Raw genomic sequence first — 21890 nt, 5'->3', positions numbered from 1 at the left:
GGAGGAGAGAGAAATGAAAAAATGGTTTTTATTATTGGTCGCTGCCTTTTTACTGACAGGTTGCGGCGGGGCAAACAATGATCAGCAAAGCAGCAAAGAAAAAAAACTTAAAAAAGTATCGGTTGTTCTTGATTGGACACCTAACACAAACCATACGGGTCTTTATGTGGCTAAAGAGAAAGGATATTTTGAACAACAGGGCCTCGATGTGGAGATTCTCCTGCCAGGCGAAGCAGGAGCTGATCAGCTTGTGGCTTCAGGAAAGGCTCAATTCGGCGTGAGTTTTCAGGAGCAGATTGCCACCGCAAGAACTTCTGATCTCCCGCTTGTATCAGTTGCTGCCATTGTGCAGCATAATACTTCAGGTTTTGCTTCTCCAGCTGCTAAGGACATTAAGTCACCGAAGGATTTTGAAGGCAAAACATATGGGGGCTGGGGTTCTCCTATTGAAAAGCAAATGATGGCATCGTTAATGAAGGCTGAAAATGCCGATATTAACAAGGTGAAATTTATTAATATTGGAGAAAGTGATTTCTTCACAGCCATTAAAAGAGACATTGATTTCGCTTGGATTTATCAAGGCTGGACAGGAGTGGAAGCCGATTTGCGCAAGGAAGATCTTAACATGATCTATTTGAAGGATTACGCAAAAGAACTGGACTATTATACACCTGTTCTAGCAACGAATGAAAAAATGATCGATGAAGATCCTGAAACGGTGAAACACTTTGTCCATGCGGCCTCTAAAGGGTATCAGTATGCTATAGACAACCCTGATCAATCGGCAGAAATCTTATCAAGTGCAGTGCCAGATTTAGATAAAGACCTAGTAGTAAAGAGTCAGCGTTATTTATCTCCCAAATATCAAGAGGACGCCGAACGTTGGGGCGAACAAGAGGCGAGCAGATGGGAGAACTTCTCAGAATGGATGTATGAAAATAAATTAATAGATAAAGAATTAGATAGTAAAAAAGCTTATACCAACGAATTCTTGCCAAAATAGAAAGGAGAAAACGATGGGTAATTCTTTAGTTAGTGTGCAGATTATACCGAAAACACCAAACGGGGAAAATGTCATTCCTTATGTAGATGAAGCAATTAAAGTCATTCAAGAGGCAGGAATCATTCACGAAGTTCATCCTCTCGAGACAACCATGGAAGGGGATTTATCTGAACTGTTATCAGTTATTGAAAAAATGAATGAAAAAATGACGGCCATGGGATGCCTGAATGTAATTTCGCAAGTAAAAATTCTTTACCAGCCAAAGGGTATACACATGGATACTCTTACGGAGAAATACAAATGAGAGAAGTAATCAATCAAGGATGGCGGCCCTTTTTGGTCCTCATCCTTTTCGTCAGTTTGTGGGAAATTTTCGTACGTGTTTCTGGAATTGAGGCTTGGCTCTTGCCAGCTCCCACAACTATTTATCAAACTGCCATTGAAAGTTTACCTGATTTCTTGCCGCATTTTCTCTCAACTGTTCAGCTTTCAGTGTCAGGTTACCTGATCGGTGCAGCTATAGGAGTCATGTTGGCAATCTTGCTTCATTTAGTTCCTAGCATGAAAAAAGCCATGTATCCTTTTCTTATCTTGTCCCAAAACATACCGATTATTGTGCTGGCACCGCTGCTCGTGATTTGGTTTGGGTTTGGTGCGCTGCCTAAACTCATTGTCATCGCACTGGTTTGCTTTTTTCCAGTAGTGATTGCGACGCTTGATGGATTCAAGCAAACCCCAAGGGAGCTGTATCACTATATGCAAATGGCAGGCGCCACCAATAAACAGCTTTTTATAAAACTGGAATGGCCTAGCAGCTGGCCTTCATTATTTTCAGGTTTAAAAATATCCGCTACCTACAGTGTAATGGGTGCAGTTATTTCTGAATGGCTTGGGGCACAGCAAGGAGTTGGTGTCTATATGACCTTAGCCAGCTCGTCTTTTAAAACAGATAAAGTATTTCTAGCCATCTTTGCGGTTATGGGTTTAAGTGTGTTGTTTGTATGGGTAATATCTGCGCTAGAACGGAGATTAGTTACATGGGAGGTGAAGAGTAAATGAAGGGCTTACTCATTGATCGTTTATCAAAAAGCTACGGAGACATAGAAGTATTGAATAATATTTCAATGAAGGTTCAGCCGGGCGAATTTGTCGCCATATTAGGCCCTTCTGGCAGCGGAAAAAGCACCTTGTTTCATTTGGTTGGCGGATTAATCGATCCCGATCAAGGTAAAGTCATCCTTGACGGGTACGATATTACAGGATTAAGAGGCAATATCAGTTATATGCCGCAGCAAGCTTCTCTTTTCCCCTGGCGTACAGTGTTACAAAACATGTTGATTGGCCAAGAGTTGGCGGGGAAGAACAATCAGGACCAAGCACGTCAAATGCTTAAAACAGCAGGACTTGAAGGCTTTGAAGATAAATATCCATATGAGCTCTCAGGTGGGATGCAGCAGAGAGTTTCCTTTATCCGAGCTTTATTAAGCCCGCAATCTTTGCTTTGTTTAGATGAGCCTTTTTCTGCACTTGACGAACTCACACGTGTCGATATGCAAAAATGGCTCATTAACGTATGGGAGACTCATCAAAAAACCATTTTATTTGTTACCCATAATATTGACGAAGCCTTATTTTTAGCAGATCGAATTATTGTCCTCTCCAATAGGCCAGGGGAAGTGAAGTTAGATTTTAAAGTGCCATTTCAAAGGCCGAGGACAGAAAAATTAATCGTAGATAAGCATTTTTTCGAATGCAAAAAGCAATTATTTGAGCAATTACAAAACAATGATTAGAATAAAGGTGCGAAGCCTTTATTCTAATACATTATGTGCAAAATTCAAATAAAAATATAAAAATTAGCTTTTAAAGCAATTAAAAAAGAACTGCATGAAACAGTTCTTTAAAGAGCCGGCAATAAATAGATGACTGCTAAGAAATGTGTCACACTTCCTGCAAGTACAAATAGGTGCCAAACCATATGATGAAACTTAAAGCCTCTCCATACATAGAAGATCGCTCCAATGGTATATAATAACCCTCCAATTACTAGAAGGCTCATGCTGACTGAGGAAATATTTTGTACAAGCTGATTCCAAGCAAAAACAATTAACCAGCCCATGACTACATATAAAACAGTAGATGTTTTTAAAAACCTTTTAACAAAAAAACATTTAAATACTGTACCGGCAATGGCAAGCGCCCAGACAGTATAAAACAGCGTCCATTTTAACTGACCTTCCACCGCTAAAAATAAAAAGGGAGTATAGGTTCCGGCAATAAAAAAATAAATCGAGGAATGATCAAATATTTCAAAAAGGTCTTTCACTTTCCCAGCTGGAAAGCTATGAACTAATGTAGATGATAAGTATAGAATCAGCATCGAAACGCCAAAAATTGTAAAGCTCACTACGTGCCAAACATTCCCGTAAATAGATGAGAAAACAATTAATAAAGTAAGAGCAGCAATACTAAAGGCAGCTCCTACGCCGTGTGTAATCGAGTTGGCAATTTCCTCGCCGCGAGAAAATGTATGTGTGTTTGCCATTTGCAACACTCCTTCAAACAATCTCTGTATAGTATAACATAAACTGGCTGGAAATTTTCGCATGCAGCACTGCAAGCTAAGACACTAGTGATTATATGAAGCAAAATCTTACAGAATGCTTAAGTTTAAAACAAGATTCATGCAGAGAATTGTCTATTTTTGCGCTTGCCGGGGAAATAAATCATTCAAGGGAAATAAACAATTATTTGATTATTTCAACTTTTATAGTGGTTTAATTCAGTAAACTTAGGGATAATAAAACTAAGGGAGGGAAATATTATGACACAAATTCAACAGGAAGAGGGCAGGTTTTTTATTGATCAAGAAGGAGTGACCCTAGCAGAACTTACCTATACTAAGGTCCACGAAAATGTCATCGACGTCAATCATACATATGTATCTGATCAGCTGCGAGGTCAAGGGATCGCTGCCAAGCTTTTGCAAAGTGCAGTAGATTATGCTCGTAAAGAAGGAAAGAAGATTCTTCCTACCTGTACATACGCGAAATCCAAGCTGGAAAACAATGAACAGTATCAAGATATTTTAGCTGACTAAGTAAGAGAAGTCCCTTAAAAATAAGGGGCTTCTCCCTGCTTTTTATTGTTTCTCTTGTTCAATTCTTCGATCAACTGTTCCGTCTGCATACGTATCAGTAAGCTGTTCGTGAACAATATCCAGCCCTTGTGTTATCTCTTCATCAGTAAAAGCACGAACCTGTTCTTTGTGATCCTTTTGATTATTTTTCACCGTCTCACCCTTTCTTCTATAGTTATCATTAATTTGCTCTACATAAATGAAAACATTCAAGAGAATCCGTTGATTTTTTAAATAATATTTGCCCCATTAAATCGTTATCTAAAATTAATTCTTTGAGGTGATTAGAATGAAATATGTCATTATCGGGGGAGATGCAGCAGGAATGAGTGCTGCGATGCAGATTACTAGAAAAGACCCTTATGCAGATATTGTGACCTTAGAAAAAGGCGGGATCTATTCCTATGGCCAATGCGGCTTGCCATATGTAATTGGAGGTCTTATTGAATCGACGGATAAGTTAATCGCGCGCAGTGCAGAAACCTTTCGAGAGCGATATGCAATTGACGCAAGAGTTCATCACGAAGTAACGAAGGTTGACCCAGTGAAAAAGACAGTTTCCGGTGTACAGACTTTAACAGGCGAAAGTTTTTCAATTGATTATGACAAGCTTTTGATAGCCACTGGAGCTAGCCCTTATATGCCTAGCTGGAAAGGTATTAATAAACACAACAGTTACTGTTTAAAAACTATCCCAGACGCTAAAAGACTGCAAGAGGTTATAGAACAAGGGATCCGGCATGTCACAATTGTCGGGGGAGGCTATATAGGCCTGGAAATGGCAGAGAATTTAAAAAGAAGAAACATAAAGGTACGAATGATTCAAAGAAGTGATTATGTTGCCAATATGTTTGATAAAGACATGGCGATGCACATACATGAAGAAGCAAAGAAACATGACATTGAATTAATCCTGAATGAAAATGTGACAGAGGTGAAAGGGAAAGATCGAGCGACAGCCATTGTCACAGATAAGAATGAATATCCAACAGATTTGGTTCTTGTATCAGTAGGCGTCCGTCCGAATACAGGGTTTCTTATTGATACTGGCATTGAATTAAAGCAAAATGGAGCCATTCTTGTCAACGAATATTTAGAAACGTCACTTGAGGATATTTATGCAGCGGGTGACTGTGCTACTCATTATCATATAGTTAAGAAACAACAAGACTATATTCCACTGGGGACGACCGCCAACAAACAAGGACGGCTCGCAGGCATGAATATGATCGGCAAAAAACGGACGTTTAAAGGGATCACAGGCACTTCTATTTTACAATTTATGGATGTTTCTGCCGCGATCACCGGTCTCTCTGAAAAAGCAGCGAAAGAATTAGAGATTCCTTACCAATGTGTTCAGATTCAATCGAAAGATCACGCAGGATATTATCCAGGTGCCTCTCCGCTTCATATTAAACTTATTTATCAGAAAGAAGACTTTCTCCTTTTAGGCGCTCAAATCATTGGGGAAAAAGGGGTCGATAAACGGATAGACGTCCTGTCAACTGCTCTCTTCCATGAAATGTCCATTGAAGATCTTGAAGATTTAGACTTAAGTTACGCTCCGCCATTTAATGGCGTATGGGATCCGCTTCAGCAGGCCGCAAGAAGAGTATCTAATTAGCCGAAAGATTAAATTCCGGGAATTTGTTCTCGGGATTTTTTGTATGAATCTGAAAAATTAACCGATTTACATTATAATATTTCCATTGTTTCATATATACTAGGATTAAAGGTCTGAATAGAGATCCTTTGACGAGTCTAAAGGAGCAGGTGGGATGAATATGAATGTGGGGAAAAAATTATTTGTAAGTTTTTCAGTAATGATTGTTCTCATGCTAATCATTGGCATAGCAGCGATCAATCGTTCAGCAGCTGTAAATGAAAAAACAACAGAAATTAATATTTCGTGGCTGCCAGGGGTGCAGACCATCAATCATTTTAATTACTTAACTGAACATGTTCTTACACTTACATTGAGACATATTTCTGCAGTTGATCAAAATGAAAAAGAAAATTATGAAGATAAACTTAACACTACAATAGATCTAATAGAAAAGGATTACATAGCTTATGAGAAAACAATTATCATTGAAGAAGATCGTAAAAACTTCGAACAGCTGAAAGAGCAGTGGCAATCCTACTTAGATCAAAATACTCAAACTCTTGAATTAAGCAATGAAAACCAAATGGCTGCCGCATTAGATAGTGCTAAAGTGGCCCAAGCATCTTTTGACGAAATGCAAATCACATTAGACACAATGCTTGCCTTTAATGATGAAGGGGCTAACACAGCCAGAGATGAAGCGGGACAAGCTTACCAAACTGGAAAAACGATTGTCATTTCAGGTATTATAGCCGCTGCTTTGATCGGAATGTACATTGTTTGGTACTTAACAAAAACGATCAGCCGGCCTTTAAAACAAACGGTTCATGCGATTACGGAAGTGGCTAATGGAAACTTAAGCGAAAAAGATGTAGTCATTAACAGCAAAGATGAAATTGGTATGCTGGCAACTGCTGTGAACACCATGAAGAACAATCTGTATACCATCATATCCAGCGTATCTACTATTTCTCAGACAGTGAGGAAACAAAGCAATGATTTAGCTCAATCATCTGAAGAAGTCAAAATAGGCAGTGAACAGGTAGCCGCCGCTATGCAAGAATTATCTGCCGCTTCGGAAGAACAGGCTTCTTCCTCATCTGATGCCGCGAAAACGGTGGAAGAATTTACAAAAATCATTTTAGAAACGAATAACAGCGGAGAAGCATTGAAAGAGACGTCTCAAGGAGTATATGAAAAATCCGCTGAAGGCAAACAGTTAATGGATCAGTCTGTCGGTCAAATGACCAGAATTAACGGGATTGTCCTTGAAACGATGCAAAAAGTTCAAGAGCTCGACCATCGAAATAACGATATCAGCACACTTGTGAAAGTAATTAATGATATTGCCGCTCAAACCAATCTTTTAGCCTTAAACGCAGCGATTGAAGCAGCCAGGGCCGGAGAACAGGGGAAAGGCTTCGCAGTTGTTGCTGATGAAGTTCGGAAGCTGGCTGAAGAAGTGTCCAATTCAATTAATGAAATTACGACCATTTCTGAAGGCATCCAAACAGAATCCAAAAATGTTGTACAGACATTAAAAGTCGGTGTAGAGGCTACGGAGACTGGAAATGAGTTTATCCAGAAAACGGGGCAGACATTTGAAGTGATTATGTCTGAAGTCAAGCAAATGGTGGAGCAGATTCATGAAGTCGCTCTTAATCTGCAAACAATCCAAAAAAACAGTGACTCTATCAATCAGTTTAGCCAAGAAATGTCGGCGATCTCTGAAGAAGCGGCTGCAGGCACAGAACAAACATCTGCCTCTATTCAGCAGCAAGCGGTAGCTAATGAAATGATCGCTAAAGGCAGTGAGCAGCTAGCGGGATTATCTTCTCAATTAGTAGAATTGGTACAAAAATTTAAAGTATAATATGGTTAAAAGGTTTGCTAAAGGCAAACCTTTTTCATTTACGGAAAGAGATCATTCATGTATGCTTGTTTAATTTCCACATATAATGAAGAATCAATTAAATCCAACCTATCGTTTAATTGGCCTGCATTAAAAAGCTAAAAGTAGTTTAAGCAGGAAAGATATAAGCAAGCAGAAAAGGACGTGTAGTTATATGGTAATTAAAACGGGGCTCGTAGGTTATGGGAATTCTGCAGCCACTTTTCATGCGCCGCTTTTAAGTGATGCAGAAGGTTTCGAAGTGACCAAGGTTATGTCTTCAGATCGGAAAAAAGTACTTGAAGACTTCCCTGATGTTGAAGTAGTGGGTACACTGAATGCGCTACTGAAAGATGAGGAAATAGAATTGATCGTCATCACCACACCAACAGGGCTGCATTATCACCATGCGAAGAAATCCATACTGGCCGGTAAGCATGTCGTTGTGGAAAAGCCTTTTACTGTCACATCTGAGGAAGCGGAAGAACTGATAGCATTAGCTGACGAACAAGATGTTGTCCTAAGTGTTTTTCATAACCGCCGCTTTGATGGCGATTTCCTAACCGCGAAAAAGTTAATTCAAGACAACACTTTAGGGAAAATCTCGACTTACAAAGTCCACTTTAACCGGTATCGGCCAACTGTTCGGGATCGCTGGCGGGAACGAGAGGAACCTGGAGCAGGCCTTCTTTATGATTTAGGCTCACACTTAATTGATCAAGCTATCTATCTGTTTGGTTTGCCCAAATTCGTGACAGCTGAAACACTCGCCCAGCGTCCTGGAGCAAAAGTAGATGATTACTTTCATATGATTATTGGATATAACAGACTGCGCGTCATACTAGAAGCCAGCTCAATTACTCCCTACCCGGGCCCTCATATAGAAGTCCATGGCACAAAAGGCAGCTATTTAAAATATGGAAGAGATCGTCAAGAAGAACAACTAAAAGCTGGAATGCTTCCAAGCGATGCCGGGTATGGATCAGATGCGATTGATCAATATGGAACGCTGGTTACGATAAAAGACGATAAATTAAAGCGTGATCGAGTCGTCACGGCAAAAGGCTCTTATCAATCCTATTATCAAACCCTGTATAAAACAATCAGACAAAATTATTTATCCCCCGTCCCTGCTCAAGATGCTCTTGCTGTCATAGAAGTTCTTGAAGCGGCCGCTGTAAGCAGTCAGGAAAAAACGACTGTATTCTTTGAATAATAAAAAATGAGGAAAGGCATTCATTCTGCCTTTCCTCATTTTTTATTCAAATTCTTTATAAATTTTACCGTGACGCAATGCATCCATGATCGCTTTCCCGTCACTTGGATTATCTTCTCCATATTCTATCGGAAGGAGAGAAAAGAATACAAGATAAACTGAGAAATAAACGAATTGGTAAAAGAACATATGCGGTTCTAACACACCGGCATGAATGAATCCATTCACAAGTAAAATAGAGATGATATTAAACAAAGGTCCCCCTGCATAAATCAGTGCATGTTTCCAGCGGCGTTCTTTTCGAATGGCATCGAAATAACAAGCCGCATCAATAAAATATAATTTACGTATATCAAGCGGTCCAAATGCAAATAACTTGCCTCCGCGACCAATTGTTAAAGTTGCTTTCCCGCCGAATAATTTGATGAAAAAAGCATGTCCTCCTGTATGAATGATCAAGGTAAGAGGAAGGGTGATGAAAAAAGCCCAGGCAAACGTAACCATATCACTTAAATTAAACATATATGAACTCCTTCAATAGGTGACTTGTCATTCTCGTTGTACTTCTTAGATATACCTCTTTAAAATAAGTTCAAACCTTTTTATTTTCAGCTGAAATTACTTACTATTTAGATATTTTTGGTTTCGATTTACTTTATTTGATAAGATAGAACTGTTACAAAGAATGAGTGTTTGCGATATTAAAGGGGAGAATTTCATGAATAAATTTCTTTTTAGTTTTCTAGTTGTATTAACAACGGGGTTAATGGGGTCTTCATTTGCAGTTGGAAAAATCGGCATGGACTATATTTCTCCTCTTTTGTTGATTGCGTTACGTTTTACCATAGCCGGTCTATTAATGGCGGTTTTTGTTTTGGCAGCCAAGCGGCCACACCCTCAACGACTTAAAGAATGGAGTAAGGTTGCGCTAATTGGATCTTTTCAGACTGCGATCGTCATGGGCTGTATCTTTCTAAGTTTAAGAACGATTACTGCCGGTGAATCCTCTATACTAACTTTTACGAATCCTCTGCTCGTCGTACTATTCGGAACTGTATTCCTTAAAGCCCGCTACCATATGACACAATGGATTGGAGTTTGTCTCGGTTTCATTGGCGTATTTATCACGATGGGCTCTCATTTAGATATTAAAGAGGGTACATACTTAGGAATGGCTTCTGCCGTGGCCTGGGCGATTGCTACATTGTTAATCAATACATGGGGAAGAGAGTTTGATACGTGGGTATTAACAGCTTATCAAATGCTATTTGGCGGCGTGTTGCTGTTTGCGGCAAGTTTTATATTAGAACAGCAAGTGTTTATTGTGAACCAGACGTCTATCCTCATCGTTTTATGGCTGGCCATTATGGCGTCAATCGTTCAATTCGCCGGCTGGTTTACCTTGCTTCGGATAGGTGACCCCGGAAAAGTAAGTGCCTTTTTGTTTTTAGCTCCATTCTTTGGCGTGTTAACTGGCTGGTTATTATTGAATGAAACAGTGGAATGGGCTGTTCTTGGAGGCGGATTGTTGATATTTGCAGGGATTTTTCTAGTAAACTGGACAAGTAAATTAGGGAAGCAGCAGCTTGAAAATGAAACACAAGCCTCTCTTCAAGATTAATGATTCATGTGTAATGTAAGCTCCTATTTAGTAATTACTACTAAATAGGGGTTTTTTGTTGATAATAATGGATAAATGAGGCATAAAATTAATTTCATTTTTGAAATAAAGCAATCGTTTTTGAAATAAAAAGCTTATATTTAAAAAATTCTAAATATTATTGACTCTTTAATTCAAGAGTTGTTAAGTTGTTAATAAGAAAGATGAGGGGATATTTCAATAATGAAATAATGGTAGAGGCAGCATTTTTTAAAAATATGAAAACGCTTTTATTTAAACCGAGAGTTACAACTGACCCCTAAACAAGAAATACTAATAAATTTTATTACTAGCGAGGTGGAACAAGAAATGAATCATGCTGAACATACCATTCGGTACGAATACGGTGGAGATGAATTTGTCTTTGTCGAGTTATCCGAATCAATGAACTTAGAAGCGATGTTTAAAGGAATGGCTATAACCAATAAGTTGAGGGACAAAGAGTTGTCGGGCATTGTTGATATTTGTCCTGGAAATGCTTCCTACATTATTCGAGTTGATCCCGAAGTATTACATCCGAGAGATTTAATGGAGAAACTGAAACAATTAGAACATTCCATAGGAGACTATAAGGATTTAACCATTCAATCAAGGTTAGTTGATGTGCCGGTTCTATTTGAAGATCCTTGGACTCATGAAGCTTTGATGCGTTTTCGCGCGAATCACCAAGATCCTGATTCCACTGACTTGGAATACTCGGCAAGAATTAATGGCTATGAATCAAAAGAAGAGTTGATTGAAGCGGTTTCAGGCTACCCTTTTTTAGTTTCAATGGTGGGCTTCGTGCCAGGCCTCCCGTTCAGCTTCCAGCTAACATCACAAGAAAAACAAATTGAAGTGCCGAAATATGTACGCCCGAGAACGTTTACGCCTGAACGCGCCTTCGGATTTGGCGGTGCTTTTGCCGTGATCTATCCGGTGGACGGGGCTGGTGGTTACCAATTATTCGGACGGGCACCGGGTCCTATTCTTGATGTAGAACAAAAACTGAGTGACTTTTCGGATTCGATGGTATTCCCTAGACAAGGGGATATTTTAAGATATCGGAGCATTAACAGAGAGGAATATGACTCAATTAGGAAAGAGGTAGAAAGCGGCAAGTTTAAATACTTAACGAAAGACATGATCTTTACACCAGGGGAAGTCATGGAAGATCCTGAGCTGTTTGCCGAGAAGGTAATGAGGAGGTTATATCATGATTAAAGTCATTAAACCAGGGCTCCAAACAACTGTGCAAGACAATGGCAGAAACGGTTATTACGCTTTAGGCATGCCTCCTTCAGGCGCAATGGACAAATATTCCTTTCGTTCAGCCAATCTTTTAGTTGGAAATAAAGAAGAAGCCGCTGTACTTGAGGCGACGTATATTGGTCCAGAACTTGAATTTCAAACGAACACGACGATTGCGATTACAGGTGGAACCTTTCCAGCTAAAGTAAACGGGGAAACGGTTCCCTTATGGCAGCCAATAAGCGTGTCAAAAGGTGACGTGTTGGCTTTTGATTTCGTAAAAGAAGGTGCCAGAGTATATATTGCCGTTTCAGGCGGAATTGAAGTGCCGATTAAAATGGGGTCTAGATCTACTTATACACTATGCGGGATTGGCGGTTTCAATGGCAGAGCCTTAAAGGAAGGTGACGTACTCGAAATAGGGAATATGACCAGGTCAAGTGTGAATCATGGTATTCAAATACCGGAAGAACTTCGCCCGGCATTCAGCAAAACCTATGAAATTCGAGTAGTGATTGGCCTGTGCAGCTACCGGTTAACGGAAGAAAGCAAGCAGAAGTTTCTAAGTATTGATTGGACTGTCACACCTGATGCGAACCGGGTAGGCTACCGTTTCAAAGGCGAACCGTTAGATTTTGTCCCGCGCGAACAGCCTTTTGGTGCCGGAAGCAACCCTTCAAACGTAACTGATTTAGGCTACCCAATTGGTTCTATACAAGTTCCTGCAGGCATTGAACCCATCGCATTATTGCATGATGCTGTGACGGGTGGAGGCTACGCCACGATTGCTACCATTATCAGTGCAGATTTAAATGTAATGGGTCAAATTAAATCAAATGAAAAAGTCCGTTTTGTATCTGTCAGTCTGGATGAAGCGATTGAGGCAAGAAAAGAATTGGAAGAGAAGCTAGAAAAGATTCGAACACTAATCCAGTAAACTATTTTAGGAGGAACGATGATATGAGTGAGAAAAAAGCAATTTTAGCCGCTGTACCTGGAGTATTCTATCGCAGACCGAGTCCCGAAAAGGATGTATTTGTAAAGGAAGGGGACGAAGTAAAGTCCGGTGATACTGTTGGCTTGGTGGAAGTAATGAAAAACTTTTATGAAATCAAAGCAGAAGATCATGGCATCATTGAATCTTTCTTGGCAGAGCACGAACAGCTAGTAGATGCCGGACAAGAAATCGCCATCATCTCAACAAAATAACCATTCACATGAAAGGGCGGGTTTGATGTACTTTAAACGAATATTAATTGCCAATAGAGGAGAAATCGCTAGACGCATCATGAAAACATGCAAAAAACTCGGTATTGAAACAGTCGCCGTTTATTCTGATGCAGATAAAGAAGCTCCACATGTGCAGGATGCAGACCTTGCTGTTCATATCGGAGCGGCGCAAGCGAAGGATAGCTATTTAAACATCCCAAAGATGATCGAGGCTGCGAAACAAACGAATGCAGATGCGATTCATCCCGGTTACGGTTTTTTAGCGGAAAACAGTGAATTTGCCAAGCGGTGCGACGAAGAAGGGATTACATTTATTGGTCCATCGCCAGAGCATATTTGTTTAATGGGAAATAAAGTCGAGGCTCGCAAAAAAATGGCTGAAGCGGGCGTCCCTGTTGTACCTGGCTGGGACGGAAACCTCCAATCTGTTGAGCAGGCAGTGGAAGTGGCCGAAGATTTAGGCTATCCATTGATGTTAAAAGCCAGCTTAGGCGGCGGCGGAATTGGCATGGAACGCGTCAATCATGCGGATGAACTGGAGAAAGTGTTTGCCTCAACAATGAAAAAAGCAGAATCCTTTTTCGGTGACAGCCGGCTTTTTCTTGAAAAATATATTGAAAACCCTCGGCATATTGAGGTTCAGGTTATTTGCGATCATCATGGAAAGGCCATTCATTTATTTGAAAGAGAGTGCTCGATCCAGCGGAGAAACCAAAAAATCATTGAAGAAAGTCCATCACCTTACTTAACAAGTGCGCTTCGGGCTGAACTTTGCAAAACGGCCGTGCAGGGAGCCCAATCGATCGGATATGCCAATGTGGGAACGATGGAGTTCATTTTCGATGAAGACAAAAACTATTATTTTCTAGAAATGAACACAAGACTGCAAGTAGAACATCCCGTGACGGAGGAAGTGACAGGACAAGACATTGTAGAATGGCAAATTAAAATTGCCGCTAAAGAACCGCTGAATATAAATCAGTCAGATATTCAAATGAAGGGCCATGCCATTGAAAATCGTTTATGTGCTGAAGACCCTGTGACATTTTTCCCTTCTCCAGGAAAAATAGAAGAACTGAAGCTTCCTAGCGAAATAGCAAGGTTTGATTTTGCTGTGACAGAAGGAAACATCGTGTCGCCTTTTTATGATCCTATGATCGGCAAAATCATTGTGTACGGAGAAAATCGCGAGACGGCGATTCAAAAAATGAAACAAACACTTAAACAGATAAACATCACAGGTATTAAGACGACCTTGCCTCTCTTGCAAGATATTCTCGATAGCGAACAATTTAGAAACGGAAACTATACAACCAAGTTTATTGAAAATCATTTTGAAGTAAAAGTTTAAAAAAGGGGGAAGTACCATGCTAAAAGTTGATTTGAATTGTGACATGGGAGAAAGTTTTGCCCTTTATCAAATGGGCAATGATAAAGAAATGATGCCGTATATTACTTCCGCAAATATCGCCTGCGGCTACCATGCAGGGGATCCGCGAATTATGAGTGAAACCATTGAGCTTGCTAAGAAACATGAGGTAGGCATCGGCGCCCATCCCTCATTTCCAGACTTAATGGGATTTGGCCGACGCTATATGACAGCTACCCCTGAAGAAATCAGAGATTATGTTCTCTATCAAACGGGAGCCTTAAAAGAATTTGCTGCCTATCACGAGGTGAAACTGCAGCATTGCAAGCCGCACGGCGCGCTCTATATGATGGCAATGGAAGATGAAAAAATCGCTAAAGCCATATTAGAAGGTTTATCAAAAGTTAATCCCGATCTCATTGTATTCGCCTTGAATCATTCTGCTGTTGTAGAAGTCGGGAAACAAATGGGCATACGAGTAGCGAAAGAAGCCTATTCAGACCGGGAACATACGAGAACCGGTTCCATTGTTTTAACAAGAGGTACAACTGAAACGCCTGATTTGGATCAATTAGCCAACAGGGCTGTGCGTATGGTAAAGGAACGAAAAGTGATCACCCATGATGGTGAAGATGCGGATTTGACGGCGCAAACGATATGTATTCACGGAGATACCCCAGGGGCTCCGCTGTTAGCTAAAAAAATTAATGAAGAGTTGAAAAAAAATGATATTGCTATCACATCTATTAACGATATTCTTTCGTAATTGATCTTGATGATTAAACAGCTCGCCAGTCTTCTCTTTTATTTATCCCTGCCTGTATTATACAATATTGGAAGACACACTTATTTTTCTTGGGGAGGTACATCCATGATGATCTGGAGAGAGCTGCTAAAACCGCTCCCTGTCACGGTTCATAAGAATTCTACTTTACAAACGGCGTATAAAAAAATGGTTGAAAAGAAAAGTGATCTTGCCTTCGTGTACGATGAAGCCGATGTAGTTGGCTACCTAAAGCTTGATTCTCTATTATTTGATATGGGAGAAAAAAATCGATTTGAGGACACCATTCGGTATGAAACGGATATTTTAAAAGTGACTCACCATTCTAAAGTAGAGTTTTATCATAATATAACCGTTTATTTAGGTGTTGATGAACAGGGGCGCTTAGCTGGCTATACGACGGAAGAGAAGGCGCGGGCGTTAATCAATGAAAAGAAGCTAGAGCAAGTCAACGAAAGTCTTGACAGTGCCGAGATCGGCATGATTACAACAGATAAAAACCTATCCATTCTCTTTATGAATGAAACAGCCGAAACGATTCTCGGATTATCCCGCTCGTTTTTATTAAAAAGGAATTATCTAGATCTAGTGCATTCTGATCAAGATATTACAGAAGTATTTAAGGGGAAATCTTTAAAAAACGTCACGACTTCTTTTAATTTCAAAAAAATGAGCGGCCATTTTTCACCTGTATATAAGGACGGAAACATTCAAGGCATGGTTCACATTTTCTTTTTGCAGAAGCAGCTAGATGAATATGTGAAGGAATCCGTTTATGTTCGAGAGTTAAATGAAGATCTTCAAGCGATCTATTCTGCTGCTAATGAACAATTATTAGTGATAGATGATCAAGGAATCATTATTCATCTGACGGGTACCTTTTTGCCGGAATTCTGGCAAGCGGAAACGGCTGAAGAGATGGTTGGAAGAAGTGTGTATGACCTCGAAGAACAAGGTATTTTTACTCCTAATATTTTCTCGTTGTGCTTGGAACAAAGAAAGAAAATATCTATTGTCCAAGAAACAAAAGATGGGTTTCAGATCTGGTCTACCGCTGCCCCGGTCATGGATCATGACAGTATGAAAAAGGTTGTTGTGATATCAAGGGACATTACTTCATTTAATAAGCTGCAGGAAGAGATTAACGCAGCAAGACAAACGACCAGTTATTCGAAGTCCGGTCAACTACAGGGAGACCAGCAGACCTTCATTTATCGATCAAGCGTCATGTCTGAACTAGTTAACCAAACAACACAGATTGCTGACTCTGATTCGGCTGTTCTCATATATGGAGAACAAGGAACAGGAAAGCAGCTGATTGCCAAACATATTCATCAACTGAGCCAGAGAAGCAGCTCTCCATTCATTCGTATCCACTGTCACTCATCCTCAGAAGAAAAATTAATGAACCAGCTGTTTGGATATGAAACAGAATCGATGGATGGACAGATCCTTTCCAAGAAAGGTCTATTAGAAGCGGCTCACGGGGGCACCGTTTTACTTAATGAAGTAAATGAATTGCCGATCGATAGTCAAATTAAACTTCTAGAAGCGTTACAAGAAAAAGAAATATCTCGAATCGGAGGGGTTCAGCCCTACAAAATTGATGTAAGGATCATTGCTACATCTACGGTGGACCTTCAAACACTAGTTAAGGAAAAGACATTCAGAGAAGATTTATATTACTACATAGGCGTACTGCCATTTCATGTCCCTGCACTCAGACATCGAAAAGAAGATATTGCTCCCTTGTTATTCCATTTCTTAGAATATGCAAACAAAAAATCACAGCGGAAAAAGTTGATTTCAAGAGAAGCATTACAAGTATTAGAAACTTATCAATGGCATGGAAATATAAACGAATTAAGAAATGTCATTGAGCGCTTAGTTGCCACCGTTAATACGGATACCATCCAGCAGCAAGATGTAATCAAGCCCGTCGTTACCTCACAAGAGTCGACAAGAACCAAAGTGACAATCAAAGAAATCATGCCGCTGAAAGAAGCAGTGAAAGAATTAGAAGAGCAGTTGATTCGGCTCGCAATGGAAAAGTACGGGAAGTCAGCTGAAGTGGCTAAAGTATTGAAAGTCAGTCCGGCGACCATCAGCAGAAGAGTGAATGACCTTTTAAAGTAAGGGAGAGGTTTGAGTGTTTACATTACCCGAAACGCGGTTTGACTTATGCGGAGATGAATATATATACGCAGAGATCACCAAGGAAATGAGTGCGGAAAGCAACTTTAAAGCCATTGTGATTACAAATGAATTAAGAAGAAGAAACATACCGGGGATTATTGAAATCTATCCTGCAAACGCTTCCTATCTCATTCGCTATCAGCCGGATGTAATATCCCCCTCTGACTTATTAGACTATTTAAAAGAAATTGATATAACAAAAAGCAATACCGCAGAACTGCATTTTAAAAGCCGAATCATTGAGATTCCAATCTGGTATGATGATCCGGTAACGAAAAACTATTCGGAGAAATTCCAGCAAAGAAATGTTCATACAGGTCTATCTGATTTTGATTATGTCATGCAGATCAATGGATTTAAAGATAAAAATAAATTTCTTGATGCCTTGACGAATGTTCCTCATTTAGTGACCATGTTGGGGTTCAGTCCAGGATTAGCGTGGGCTTTTCCATTAGGCACGGCCAAAAGAAATATCATCCAAGCACCCAAATACACAAGTCCCCGTACCGAAACCCCTAAACAAGCAGTGGGAATCGGCGGGGCATTTTCTGTCATCTATCCTGTAAATACACCTGGCAGTTACCAGCTGATAGGGATGTCGGCCGTCCCTGTCTATGATCAGCAACAAAAGCTGAACGCCTTTTCCCGATCTATGTTTCTGACGATGCCTGGTGATATGCGAAAGCATCGATCCGTGAATGAAGACGAATATCACCAAATTTGCGCCAGTGTCAAAGAAGGAACTTACGAGTATAAAATGAAAGAAATTGAGTTTTCCGCAGAAGAATACTACCGAAAGAAACATCTATACATCAAACAGTTAATGGAGGATTTTTATATTGTTTAAAGTAATAGATCCAGGCCTTCAGACAACGATACAAGATCAAGGCCGTTATGGTTATTATCACCTTGGCGTTCCTCCGGCTGGTGCAGCCGATAAATATTCCTATCAATTGGGCAATCTATTACTTGGCAATCCGATCGAGGCAGCCGCCATTGAAATGACAATCTTAGGTCCGGTGATCGAAGTATTAAAAGATACAGTTATTGTGGTAACCGGTGCGCCTATTTTATGTTATTTAAATGGAGACCCAATGGCGATGTGGACGAATATCCGTGTCCGTAAAGGCGATTATCTTATGTTTAAACCGCAAAAGAAAAGCACAGGTGTCTATTCCTATCTTTGCGTATCCGGGGGTATCAATATCCAAAAGATTCTTGGCAGTCGATCTGCTTATCTCTTAAGCGATTTTGATGGCTTCCTTAGTAAAAAACTAGAAAAAGACGATGTCATTGTAAGTAGCGAGCCACTGCCTGGTGTGTTTAAACTTGTAGGAAGAACTCTGGATCAAAGTCATATTCCCAATTTTTCAAAGCACCTTGATGTACGGGTCGTGATGGGGCTGAGCAGCGATCGAATTACTGATGCAGGAATTACTAATTTTCTTACCCATGAGTGGACCGTTCAAAATGAATCGAACCGTGTAGCTTCTCGGTTGAAGGGCGCGGACATTCCATACAATGACTGTGAACCGAGTTTTGGGTCCGGTCACAATATAGGGAATGTAGTGGATATGGCGTATCCCATTGGCGCCATTTTGGTCCCGAACAGCGAAGAGGTCATATGCTTATTAAACGATGCGACGGGCGGAGGAGGCTTCGTCACAATGGGTACAGTAATCAGCTCTGATTTGGATAAAATCAGTCAAGCGATGCCATTTTCGAAGATTCGTTTTCACGCCGTGACCGTGAAAAAAGCAATTGAGTACAGACTAGCACGTAAAAAAGAAGTAGCGAAACTATATGAAATGTTTCATTAACAAAAAAGAAGACTGGAATAATTATTCCAGTCTTCTTTTGAATTATTTAGCAGCATACATTTCTTTCACTTGTTTTTGAATCTCATCATTTTCAAGGTATTCATCATATGTCATTTCTTTATCAATGATGCCATTTGGCGTCAAGTCAATAATGCGGTTGGCAACAGTTTGGATAAATTGATGGTCATGAGAAGCGAAAATCATTGAACCTTTAAAGTTAATCATTCCGTTATTTAGCGCTGTGATTGATTCTAAGTCTAAATGGTTTGTCGGTTCATCCATAAGTAGAACATTTGAACCAGATAGCATCATTTTTGACAGCATGCAGCGAACTTTTTCTCCACCGGATAAGACGCTTGCTTTTTTCAGCGCTTCTTCACCGGAGAATAGCATACGGCCTAAGAAACCGCGAAGGAAACTTTCACTTTCATCTTCTGGTGAGTACTGGCGCAGCCATTCAACTAGTGTCAAATCTGAGCCTTCAAAGTACTCGCTGTTATCTTTCGGGAAGTAGGCTTGGCTTGTCGTTACGCCCCACTTAAATGAGCCGCTGTCTGGTTCCATTTCCCCAGCCAGAATTTTGAATAATGTTGTTTTTGCGATTTCGTTCGTGCCGACAAGCGCGATTTTATCATCTTTGTTCATAATGAAGCTGACGTTATCTAACACCTTTACGTCATCAATTGTTTTCGTTAATTCATCTACTCGAAGCAAATCATTTCCGATTTCACGCTCTGCTTTAAAGTGTACATACGGATATTTACGAGAAGATGGCCGAATATCATCCAATGTGATTTTATCGAGCATTTTCTTACGTGAAGTCGCCTGCTTGGATTTAGATGCATTCGCACTGAACCTGGCAATAAAGCTTTGCAATTCTTTAATTTTCTCTTCCTTTTTCTTATTGGCATCTGAAGCCATACGCTGTGCCAATTGGCTAGACTCATACCAGAAATCATAGTTACCGACATAAATTTGGATTTTTCCAAAGTCAAGGTCAGCAATATGTGTACAAACTTTATTCAAGAAGTGACGGTCATGGGAAACAACAATGACTGTATTTTCAAAGTTAATTAAGAAATCTTCTAACCAGCGGATCGCTTGAATGTCTAAATGGTTCGTCGGCTCATCCAGAAGAAGGACATCGGGCTTGCCGAATAAAGATTGTGCCAATAGCACTTTCACTTTTTCAGAACCCGTAATATCAGCCATCTTTTTCGTATGCAAGTCCTCAGAAATACCTAAACCTTTTAGAAGAATCGCAGCTTCAGATTCTGCTTCCCAACCGTTTAATTCAGCGAATTCACCTTCAAGCTCAGCCGCTTTCATGCCGTCCTCATCAGAAAAATCAGCTTTCATGTAAATCGCGTCTTTCTCCTGCATCACTTCATACAGACGTGCATGACCCATGATCACCGTCTTTAATACTTCATGCTCTTCATACTCAAAGTGGTTCTGCTTTAAAATAGCCATGCGTGCATCTGGCGGCATGGATACATGGCCTGTCTGAGCTTCTAATTCACCTGATAAAACTTTGATGAACGTAGATTTTCCTGCCCCGTTCGCACCGATCAAACCGTAGCAATTGCCGGGAGTAAATTTAAGATTAATGTCTTCAAACAGCTTTTTATCGCCGAAGCGCAAGCTGACGTCTTGTACTGTAATCAATGTATAGAATCCTCCATTATTCGTTAGTTATTAGATAATCCGTTTCTGATTATAACATTTTAAAGTAGGAAAAGGGAGTGGGGAGGGGAAACTTCTTCAGAACACATAAAAAAGCCAAGCGTCTCATGCTCGCCTGGATTCATTATGAAGTCGATATAACTTTGCAGTGTTTCAAATGTTTCATATGAGTTAATTCAATTAAGTGGGGAGGAGATAAACGCAATATATCACAGTAGCCCGCTGAATCAATGCGGAGAATGCGATATTCATTGTTCTCATATAAAATCACATCCTGCTCCTTCATATGGAACACCTCTCTTTTATTTATAAGTAAAATCTTCTCCAAATTCACTGCCGACTGTCTCAATAGGGAAACGATAGTCAAATAATACTCCGGTTCCACTGCATGATTTACACCCTCTTTGCCAAAAAAAACTGCCGCGAGTTAACGGAGATCTTCCCAGTCCATTGCATTCTTCGCATACACGCTTATATGCCATACACATTCCTCCTTGCGTATCTTTACCTACTTATTAAGAATACCCAATTAATTAAAAATTCAATCACATTATGATAAGGAAATTTTTACATTTTGCAGCATAAAAAAATCGCCTCCGATTTGATGGAGGCGGGAATTGACTATAATTCTAGGACAGATGGCGTATGTTCATTTCCTTCATTCATATAGCGAATCGTGGTTGGCGAGATCTCTAATACCACATAATTCGGATCGTTCGGACTTTCGAACCATTTGCTTAATTCGTCATTCCACAGTTTTTCTTTCATGCTGTCAGAATCATTGATAGCCGCTTTTCCTTCCACTTCAATATACGAGTCGCCAAGGCCGTCCCCATTATATCCAAGCAAAATATGAACATTCGGATTCGCTTCAATCTCATCTACTTTATACGTATCTTTTCCAGTTGGCGTGTACATTTTGAACTCATCATTAAAAAATGTCATGTAGCGAGTATGAGGCTTGTTTTGTTTAATAGTCGCTAATGTTCCTACTTTATTATTTTCCATTACATCTAGTACTTCTTTTCGTAATTGCTCTTGATTCATAGGCTCATCTCCT

23 protein-coding genes and 1 pseudogene are annotated in these 21890 nt (G+C 40.0%); 18 read left to right on the top strand and 6 right to left on the bottom strand.

Annotation, left to right across the window (positions count from 1 at the left end):
• Positions 1-13 precede the first annotated feature (13 nt).
• From JOC78_RS13765 to JOC78_RS13750, 4 genes are read left to right on the top strand one after another with little or no spacing between them, the layout of a single operon-like run.
• Entirely contained in the window at positions 14-1003 is a 990-nt protein-coding gene (locus JOC78_RS13765; protein WP_204556845.1) for an ABC transporter substrate-binding protein, read from the top strand.
• Between the two features lie 13 nt (positions 1004-1016).
• Positions 1017-1307, top strand: a complete 291-nt coding sequence (locus tag JOC78_RS13760; RefSeq protein ID WP_204556844.1) for a thiamine-binding protein — start codon at positions 1017-1019, stop codon at positions 1305-1307.
• The gene (locus tag JOC78_RS13755) at positions 1304-2062 is read left to right on the top strand and encodes an ABC transporter permease (protein WP_204556843.1); all 759 of its coding nucleotides are present in this window, start codon (positions 1304-1306) and stop codon (positions 2060-2062) included. Before JOC78_RS13760 ends, JOC78_RS13755 begins: the two co-directional genes overlap by 4 nt.
• A complete protein-coding gene (locus tag JOC78_RS13750) occupies positions 2059-2796 on the top strand; it encodes an ABC transporter ATP-binding protein (protein ID WP_204556842.1) in 738 nt (245 codons plus the stop codon). The genes JOC78_RS13755 and JOC78_RS13750 overlap by 4 nt, the downstream gene beginning before the upstream one ends.
• Before the next feature lie 107 nt (positions 2797-2903).
• Here JOC78_RS13750 and trhA read toward each other — a convergent pair whose 3' ends face one another.
• A complete protein-coding gene (gene trhA / locus JOC78_RS13745; RefSeq protein ID WP_204556841.1) occupies positions 2904-3548 on the bottom strand; it encodes a PAQR family membrane homeostasis protein TrhA in 645 nt (214 codons plus the stop codon).
• Positions 3549-3827: 279 nt separating this feature from the next.
• Between trhA and JOC78_RS13740 the strand changes: the two genes are divergently transcribed.
• Positions 3828-4103 (top strand): GNAT family N-acetyltransferase, encoded by a 276-nt coding sequence (locus JOC78_RS13740; RefSeq protein ID WP_239587172.1) that lies wholly within the window; start codon positions 3828-3830, stop codon positions 4101-4103.
• 42 nt (positions 4104-4145) lie between these two features.
• Here the strand turns inward: JOC78_RS13740 and JOC78_RS13735 are convergent, their stop codons facing one another.
• Positions 4146-4295, bottom strand: a complete 150-nt coding sequence (locus JOC78_RS13735; protein WP_204556840.1) for a DUF4025 domain-containing protein — start codon at positions 4293-4295, stop codon at positions 4146-4148.
• Between the two features lie 136 nt (positions 4296-4431).
• Here JOC78_RS13735 and JOC78_RS13730 point away from each other — a divergent pair, with 136 nt between their 5' ends.
• From JOC78_RS13730 to JOC78_RS13720, 4 genes and pseudogenes are all read left to right on the top strand, one after another.
• Entirely contained in the window at positions 4432-5766 is a 1335-nt protein-coding gene (locus tag JOC78_RS13730) for a CoA-disulfide reductase (RefSeq protein WP_204556839.1), read from the top strand.
• A 154-nt stretch (positions 5767-5920) separates the two neighbouring features.
• Positions 5921-6676: pseudogene (locus JOC78_RS17900) on the top strand (MCP four helix bundle domain-containing protein); the annotation flags it as partial.
• Positions 6650-7621 (top strand): methyl-accepting chemotaxis protein, encoded by a 972-nt coding sequence (locus JOC78_RS17895; RefSeq protein WP_420829943.1) that lies wholly within the window; start codon positions 6650-6652, stop codon positions 7619-7621. The pseudogene JOC78_RS17900 and the gene JOC78_RS17895, both read left to right, overlap by 27 nt.
• A 193-nt stretch (positions 7622-7814) precedes the next feature.
• Positions 7815-8855 (top strand): oxidoreductase, encoded by a 1041-nt coding sequence (locus JOC78_RS13720; protein ID WP_204556837.1) that lies wholly within the window; start codon positions 7815-7817, stop codon positions 8853-8855.
• A gap of 42 nt (positions 8856-8897) precedes the next feature.
• Here JOC78_RS13720 and JOC78_RS13715 read toward each other — a convergent pair whose 3' ends face one another.
• On the bottom strand, positions 8898-9377 hold the full coding sequence (locus JOC78_RS13715) for a zinc metalloprotease (protein WP_204556835.1): 480 nt from the start codon (positions 9375-9377) through the stop codon (positions 8898-8900).
• Between the two features lie 196 nt (positions 9378-9573).
• Here JOC78_RS13715 and JOC78_RS13710 point away from each other — a divergent pair, with 196 nt between their 5' ends.
• The 9 genes from JOC78_RS13710 to JOC78_RS13670 all read left to right on the top strand — a co-directional run bounded on the left by JOC78_RS13710 (position 9574) and on the right by JOC78_RS13670 (position 19144).
• Entirely contained in the window at positions 9574-10476 is a 903-nt protein-coding gene (locus tag JOC78_RS13710) for a DMT family transporter (RefSeq protein ID WP_204556833.1), read from the top strand.
• 348 nt (positions 10477-10824) lie between these two features.
• Complete coding sequence (locus JOC78_RS13705; RefSeq protein WP_204556832.1) at positions 10825-11718, top strand: 5-oxoprolinase subunit B family protein; 894 nt, start codon at positions 10825-10827, stop codon at positions 11716-11718.
• On the top strand, positions 11711-12682 hold the full coding sequence (locus JOC78_RS13700) for a 5-oxoprolinase subunit C family protein (protein ID WP_204556829.1): 972 nt from the start codon (positions 11711-11713) through the stop codon (positions 12680-12682). The genes JOC78_RS13705 and JOC78_RS13700 overlap by 8 nt, the downstream gene beginning before the upstream one ends.
• 23 nt (positions 12683-12705) lie before the next feature.
• Positions 12706-12954, top strand: coding sequence for an acetyl-CoA carboxylase (locus JOC78_RS13695; RefSeq protein WP_204556827.1), 249 nt, complete (start codon positions 12706-12708; stop codon positions 12952-12954).
• A gap of 25 nt (positions 12955-12979) precedes the next feature.
• Complete coding sequence (locus JOC78_RS13690; protein WP_204556824.1) at positions 12980-14326, top strand: acetyl-CoA carboxylase biotin carboxylase subunit; 1347 nt, start codon at positions 12980-12982, stop codon at positions 14324-14326.
• Between the two features lie 16 nt (positions 14327-14342).
• Entirely contained in the window at positions 14343-15110 is a 768-nt protein-coding gene (locus JOC78_RS13685; RefSeq protein WP_204556822.1) for a LamB/YcsF family protein, read from the top strand.
• 105 nt (positions 15111-15215) lie between these two features.
• Positions 15216-17264, top strand: coding sequence for a sigma 54-interacting transcriptional regulator (locus JOC78_RS13680; protein WP_204556820.1), 2049 nt, complete (start codon positions 15216-15218; stop codon positions 17262-17264).
• A 13-nt stretch (positions 17265-17277) separates the two neighbouring features.
• Complete coding sequence (locus JOC78_RS13675) at positions 17278-18171, top strand: carboxyltransferase domain-containing protein (RefSeq protein ID WP_204556812.1); 894 nt, start codon at positions 17278-17280, stop codon at positions 18169-18171.
• Entirely contained in the window at positions 18164-19144 is a 981-nt protein-coding gene (locus tag JOC78_RS13670; RefSeq protein ID WP_204556805.1) for a 5-oxoprolinase subunit C family protein, read from the top strand. The genes JOC78_RS13675 and JOC78_RS13670 overlap by 8 nt, the downstream gene beginning before the upstream one ends.
• A 42-nt stretch (positions 19145-19186) precedes the next feature.
• Here the strand turns inward: JOC78_RS13670 and JOC78_RS13665 are convergent, their stop codons facing one another.
• The 3 genes from JOC78_RS13665 to JOC78_RS13655 all read right to left on the bottom strand — a co-directional run bounded on the left by JOC78_RS13665 (position 19187) and on the right by JOC78_RS13655 (position 21877).
• Positions 19187-20812, bottom strand: coding sequence for an ABC-F family ATP-binding cassette domain-containing protein (locus tag JOC78_RS13665; protein WP_204556803.1), 1626 nt, complete (start codon positions 20810-20812; stop codon positions 19187-19189).
• A gap of 320 nt (positions 20813-21132) precedes the next feature.
• The gene (locus JOC78_RS13660; RefSeq protein WP_204556801.1) at positions 21133-21312 is read right to left on the bottom strand and encodes a hypothetical protein; all 180 of its coding nucleotides are present in this window, start codon (positions 21310-21312) and stop codon (positions 21133-21135) included.
• Between the two features lie 139 nt (positions 21313-21451).
• Positions 21452-21877, bottom strand: a complete 426-nt coding sequence (locus JOC78_RS13655; RefSeq protein ID WP_204556799.1) for a pyridoxamine 5'-phosphate oxidase family protein — start codon at positions 21875-21877, stop codon at positions 21452-21454.
• Positions 21878-21890: the final 13 nt, after the last annotated feature.

This window comes from Bacillus ectoiniformans, from assembly GCF_016908875.1.
GTDB classification, from domain to species: Bacteria; Bacillota; Bacilli; order Bacillales; family Domibacillaceae; genus Bacillus_BX; species Bacillus_BX ectoiniformans.
This window is presented reverse-complemented; position numbering and strand designations above follow the sequence as displayed.

Coding starts and splice junctions, on each gene's coding strand:
- JOC78_RS13765 (WP_204556845.1), top strand. CDS start 14: ATGAAAAAATGGTTTTTATTATTGGTCGCTGCCTTTTTACTGACAGGT.
- JOC78_RS13760 (WP_204556844.1), top strand. CDS start 1,017: ATGGGTAATTCTTTAGTTAGTGTGCAGATTATACCGAAAACACCAAAC.
- JOC78_RS13755 (WP_204556843.1), top strand. CDS start 1,304: ATGAGAGAAGTAATCAATCAAGGATGGCGGCCCTTTTTGGTCCTCATC.
- JOC78_RS13750 (WP_204556842.1), top strand. CDS start 2,059: ATGAAGGGCTTACTCATTGATCGTTTATCAAAAAGCTACGGAGACATA.
- trhA (WP_204556841.1), bottom strand. CDS start 3,548: ATGGCAAACACACATACATTTTCTCGCGGCGAGGAAATTGCCAACTCG.
- JOC78_RS13740 (WP_239587172.1), top strand. CDS start 3,828: ATGACACAAATTCAACAGGAAGAGGGCAGGTTTTTTATTGATCAAGAA.
- JOC78_RS13730 (WP_204556839.1), top strand. CDS start 4,432: ATGAAATATGTCATTATCGGGGGAGATGCAGCAGGAATGAGTGCTGCG.
- JOC78_RS17895 (WP_420829943.1), top strand. CDS start 6,650: ATGCTGGCAACTGCTGTGAACACCATGAAGAACAATCTGTATACCATC.
- JOC78_RS13720 (WP_204556837.1), top strand. CDS start 7,815: ATGGTAATTAAAACGGGGCTCGTAGGTTATGGGAATTCTGCAGCCACT.
- JOC78_RS13715 (WP_204556835.1), bottom strand. CDS start 9,377: ATGTTTAATTTAAGTGATATGGTTACGTTTGCCTGGGCTTTTTTCATC.
- JOC78_RS13710 (WP_204556833.1), top strand. CDS start 9,574: ATGAATAAATTTCTTTTTAGTTTTCTAGTTGTATTAACAACGGGGTTA.
- JOC78_RS13705 (WP_204556832.1), top strand. CDS start 10,825: ATGAATCATGCTGAACATACCATTCGGTACGAATACGGTGGAGATGAA.
- JOC78_RS13700 (WP_204556829.1), top strand. CDS start 11,711: ATGATTAAAGTCATTAAACCAGGGCTCCAAACAACTGTGCAAGACAAT.
- JOC78_RS13695 (WP_204556827.1), top strand. CDS start 12,706: ATGAGTGAGAAAAAAGCAATTTTAGCCGCTGTACCTGGAGTATTCTAT.
- JOC78_RS13690 (WP_204556824.1), top strand. CDS start 12,980: ATGTACTTTAAACGAATATTAATTGCCAATAGAGGAGAAATCGCTAGA.
- JOC78_RS13685 (WP_204556822.1), top strand. CDS start 14,343: ATGCTAAAAGTTGATTTGAATTGTGACATGGGAGAAAGTTTTGCCCTT.
- JOC78_RS13680 (WP_204556820.1), top strand. CDS start 15,216: ATGATGATCTGGAGAGAGCTGCTAAAACCGCTCCCTGTCACGGTTCAT.
- JOC78_RS13660 (WP_204556801.1), bottom strand. CDS start 21,312: ATGGCATATAAGCGTGTATGCGAAGAATGCAATGGACTGGGAAGATCT.
- JOC78_RS13655 (WP_204556799.1), bottom strand. CDS start 21,877: ATGAATCAAGAGCAATTACGAAAAGAAGTACTAGATGTAATGGAAAAT.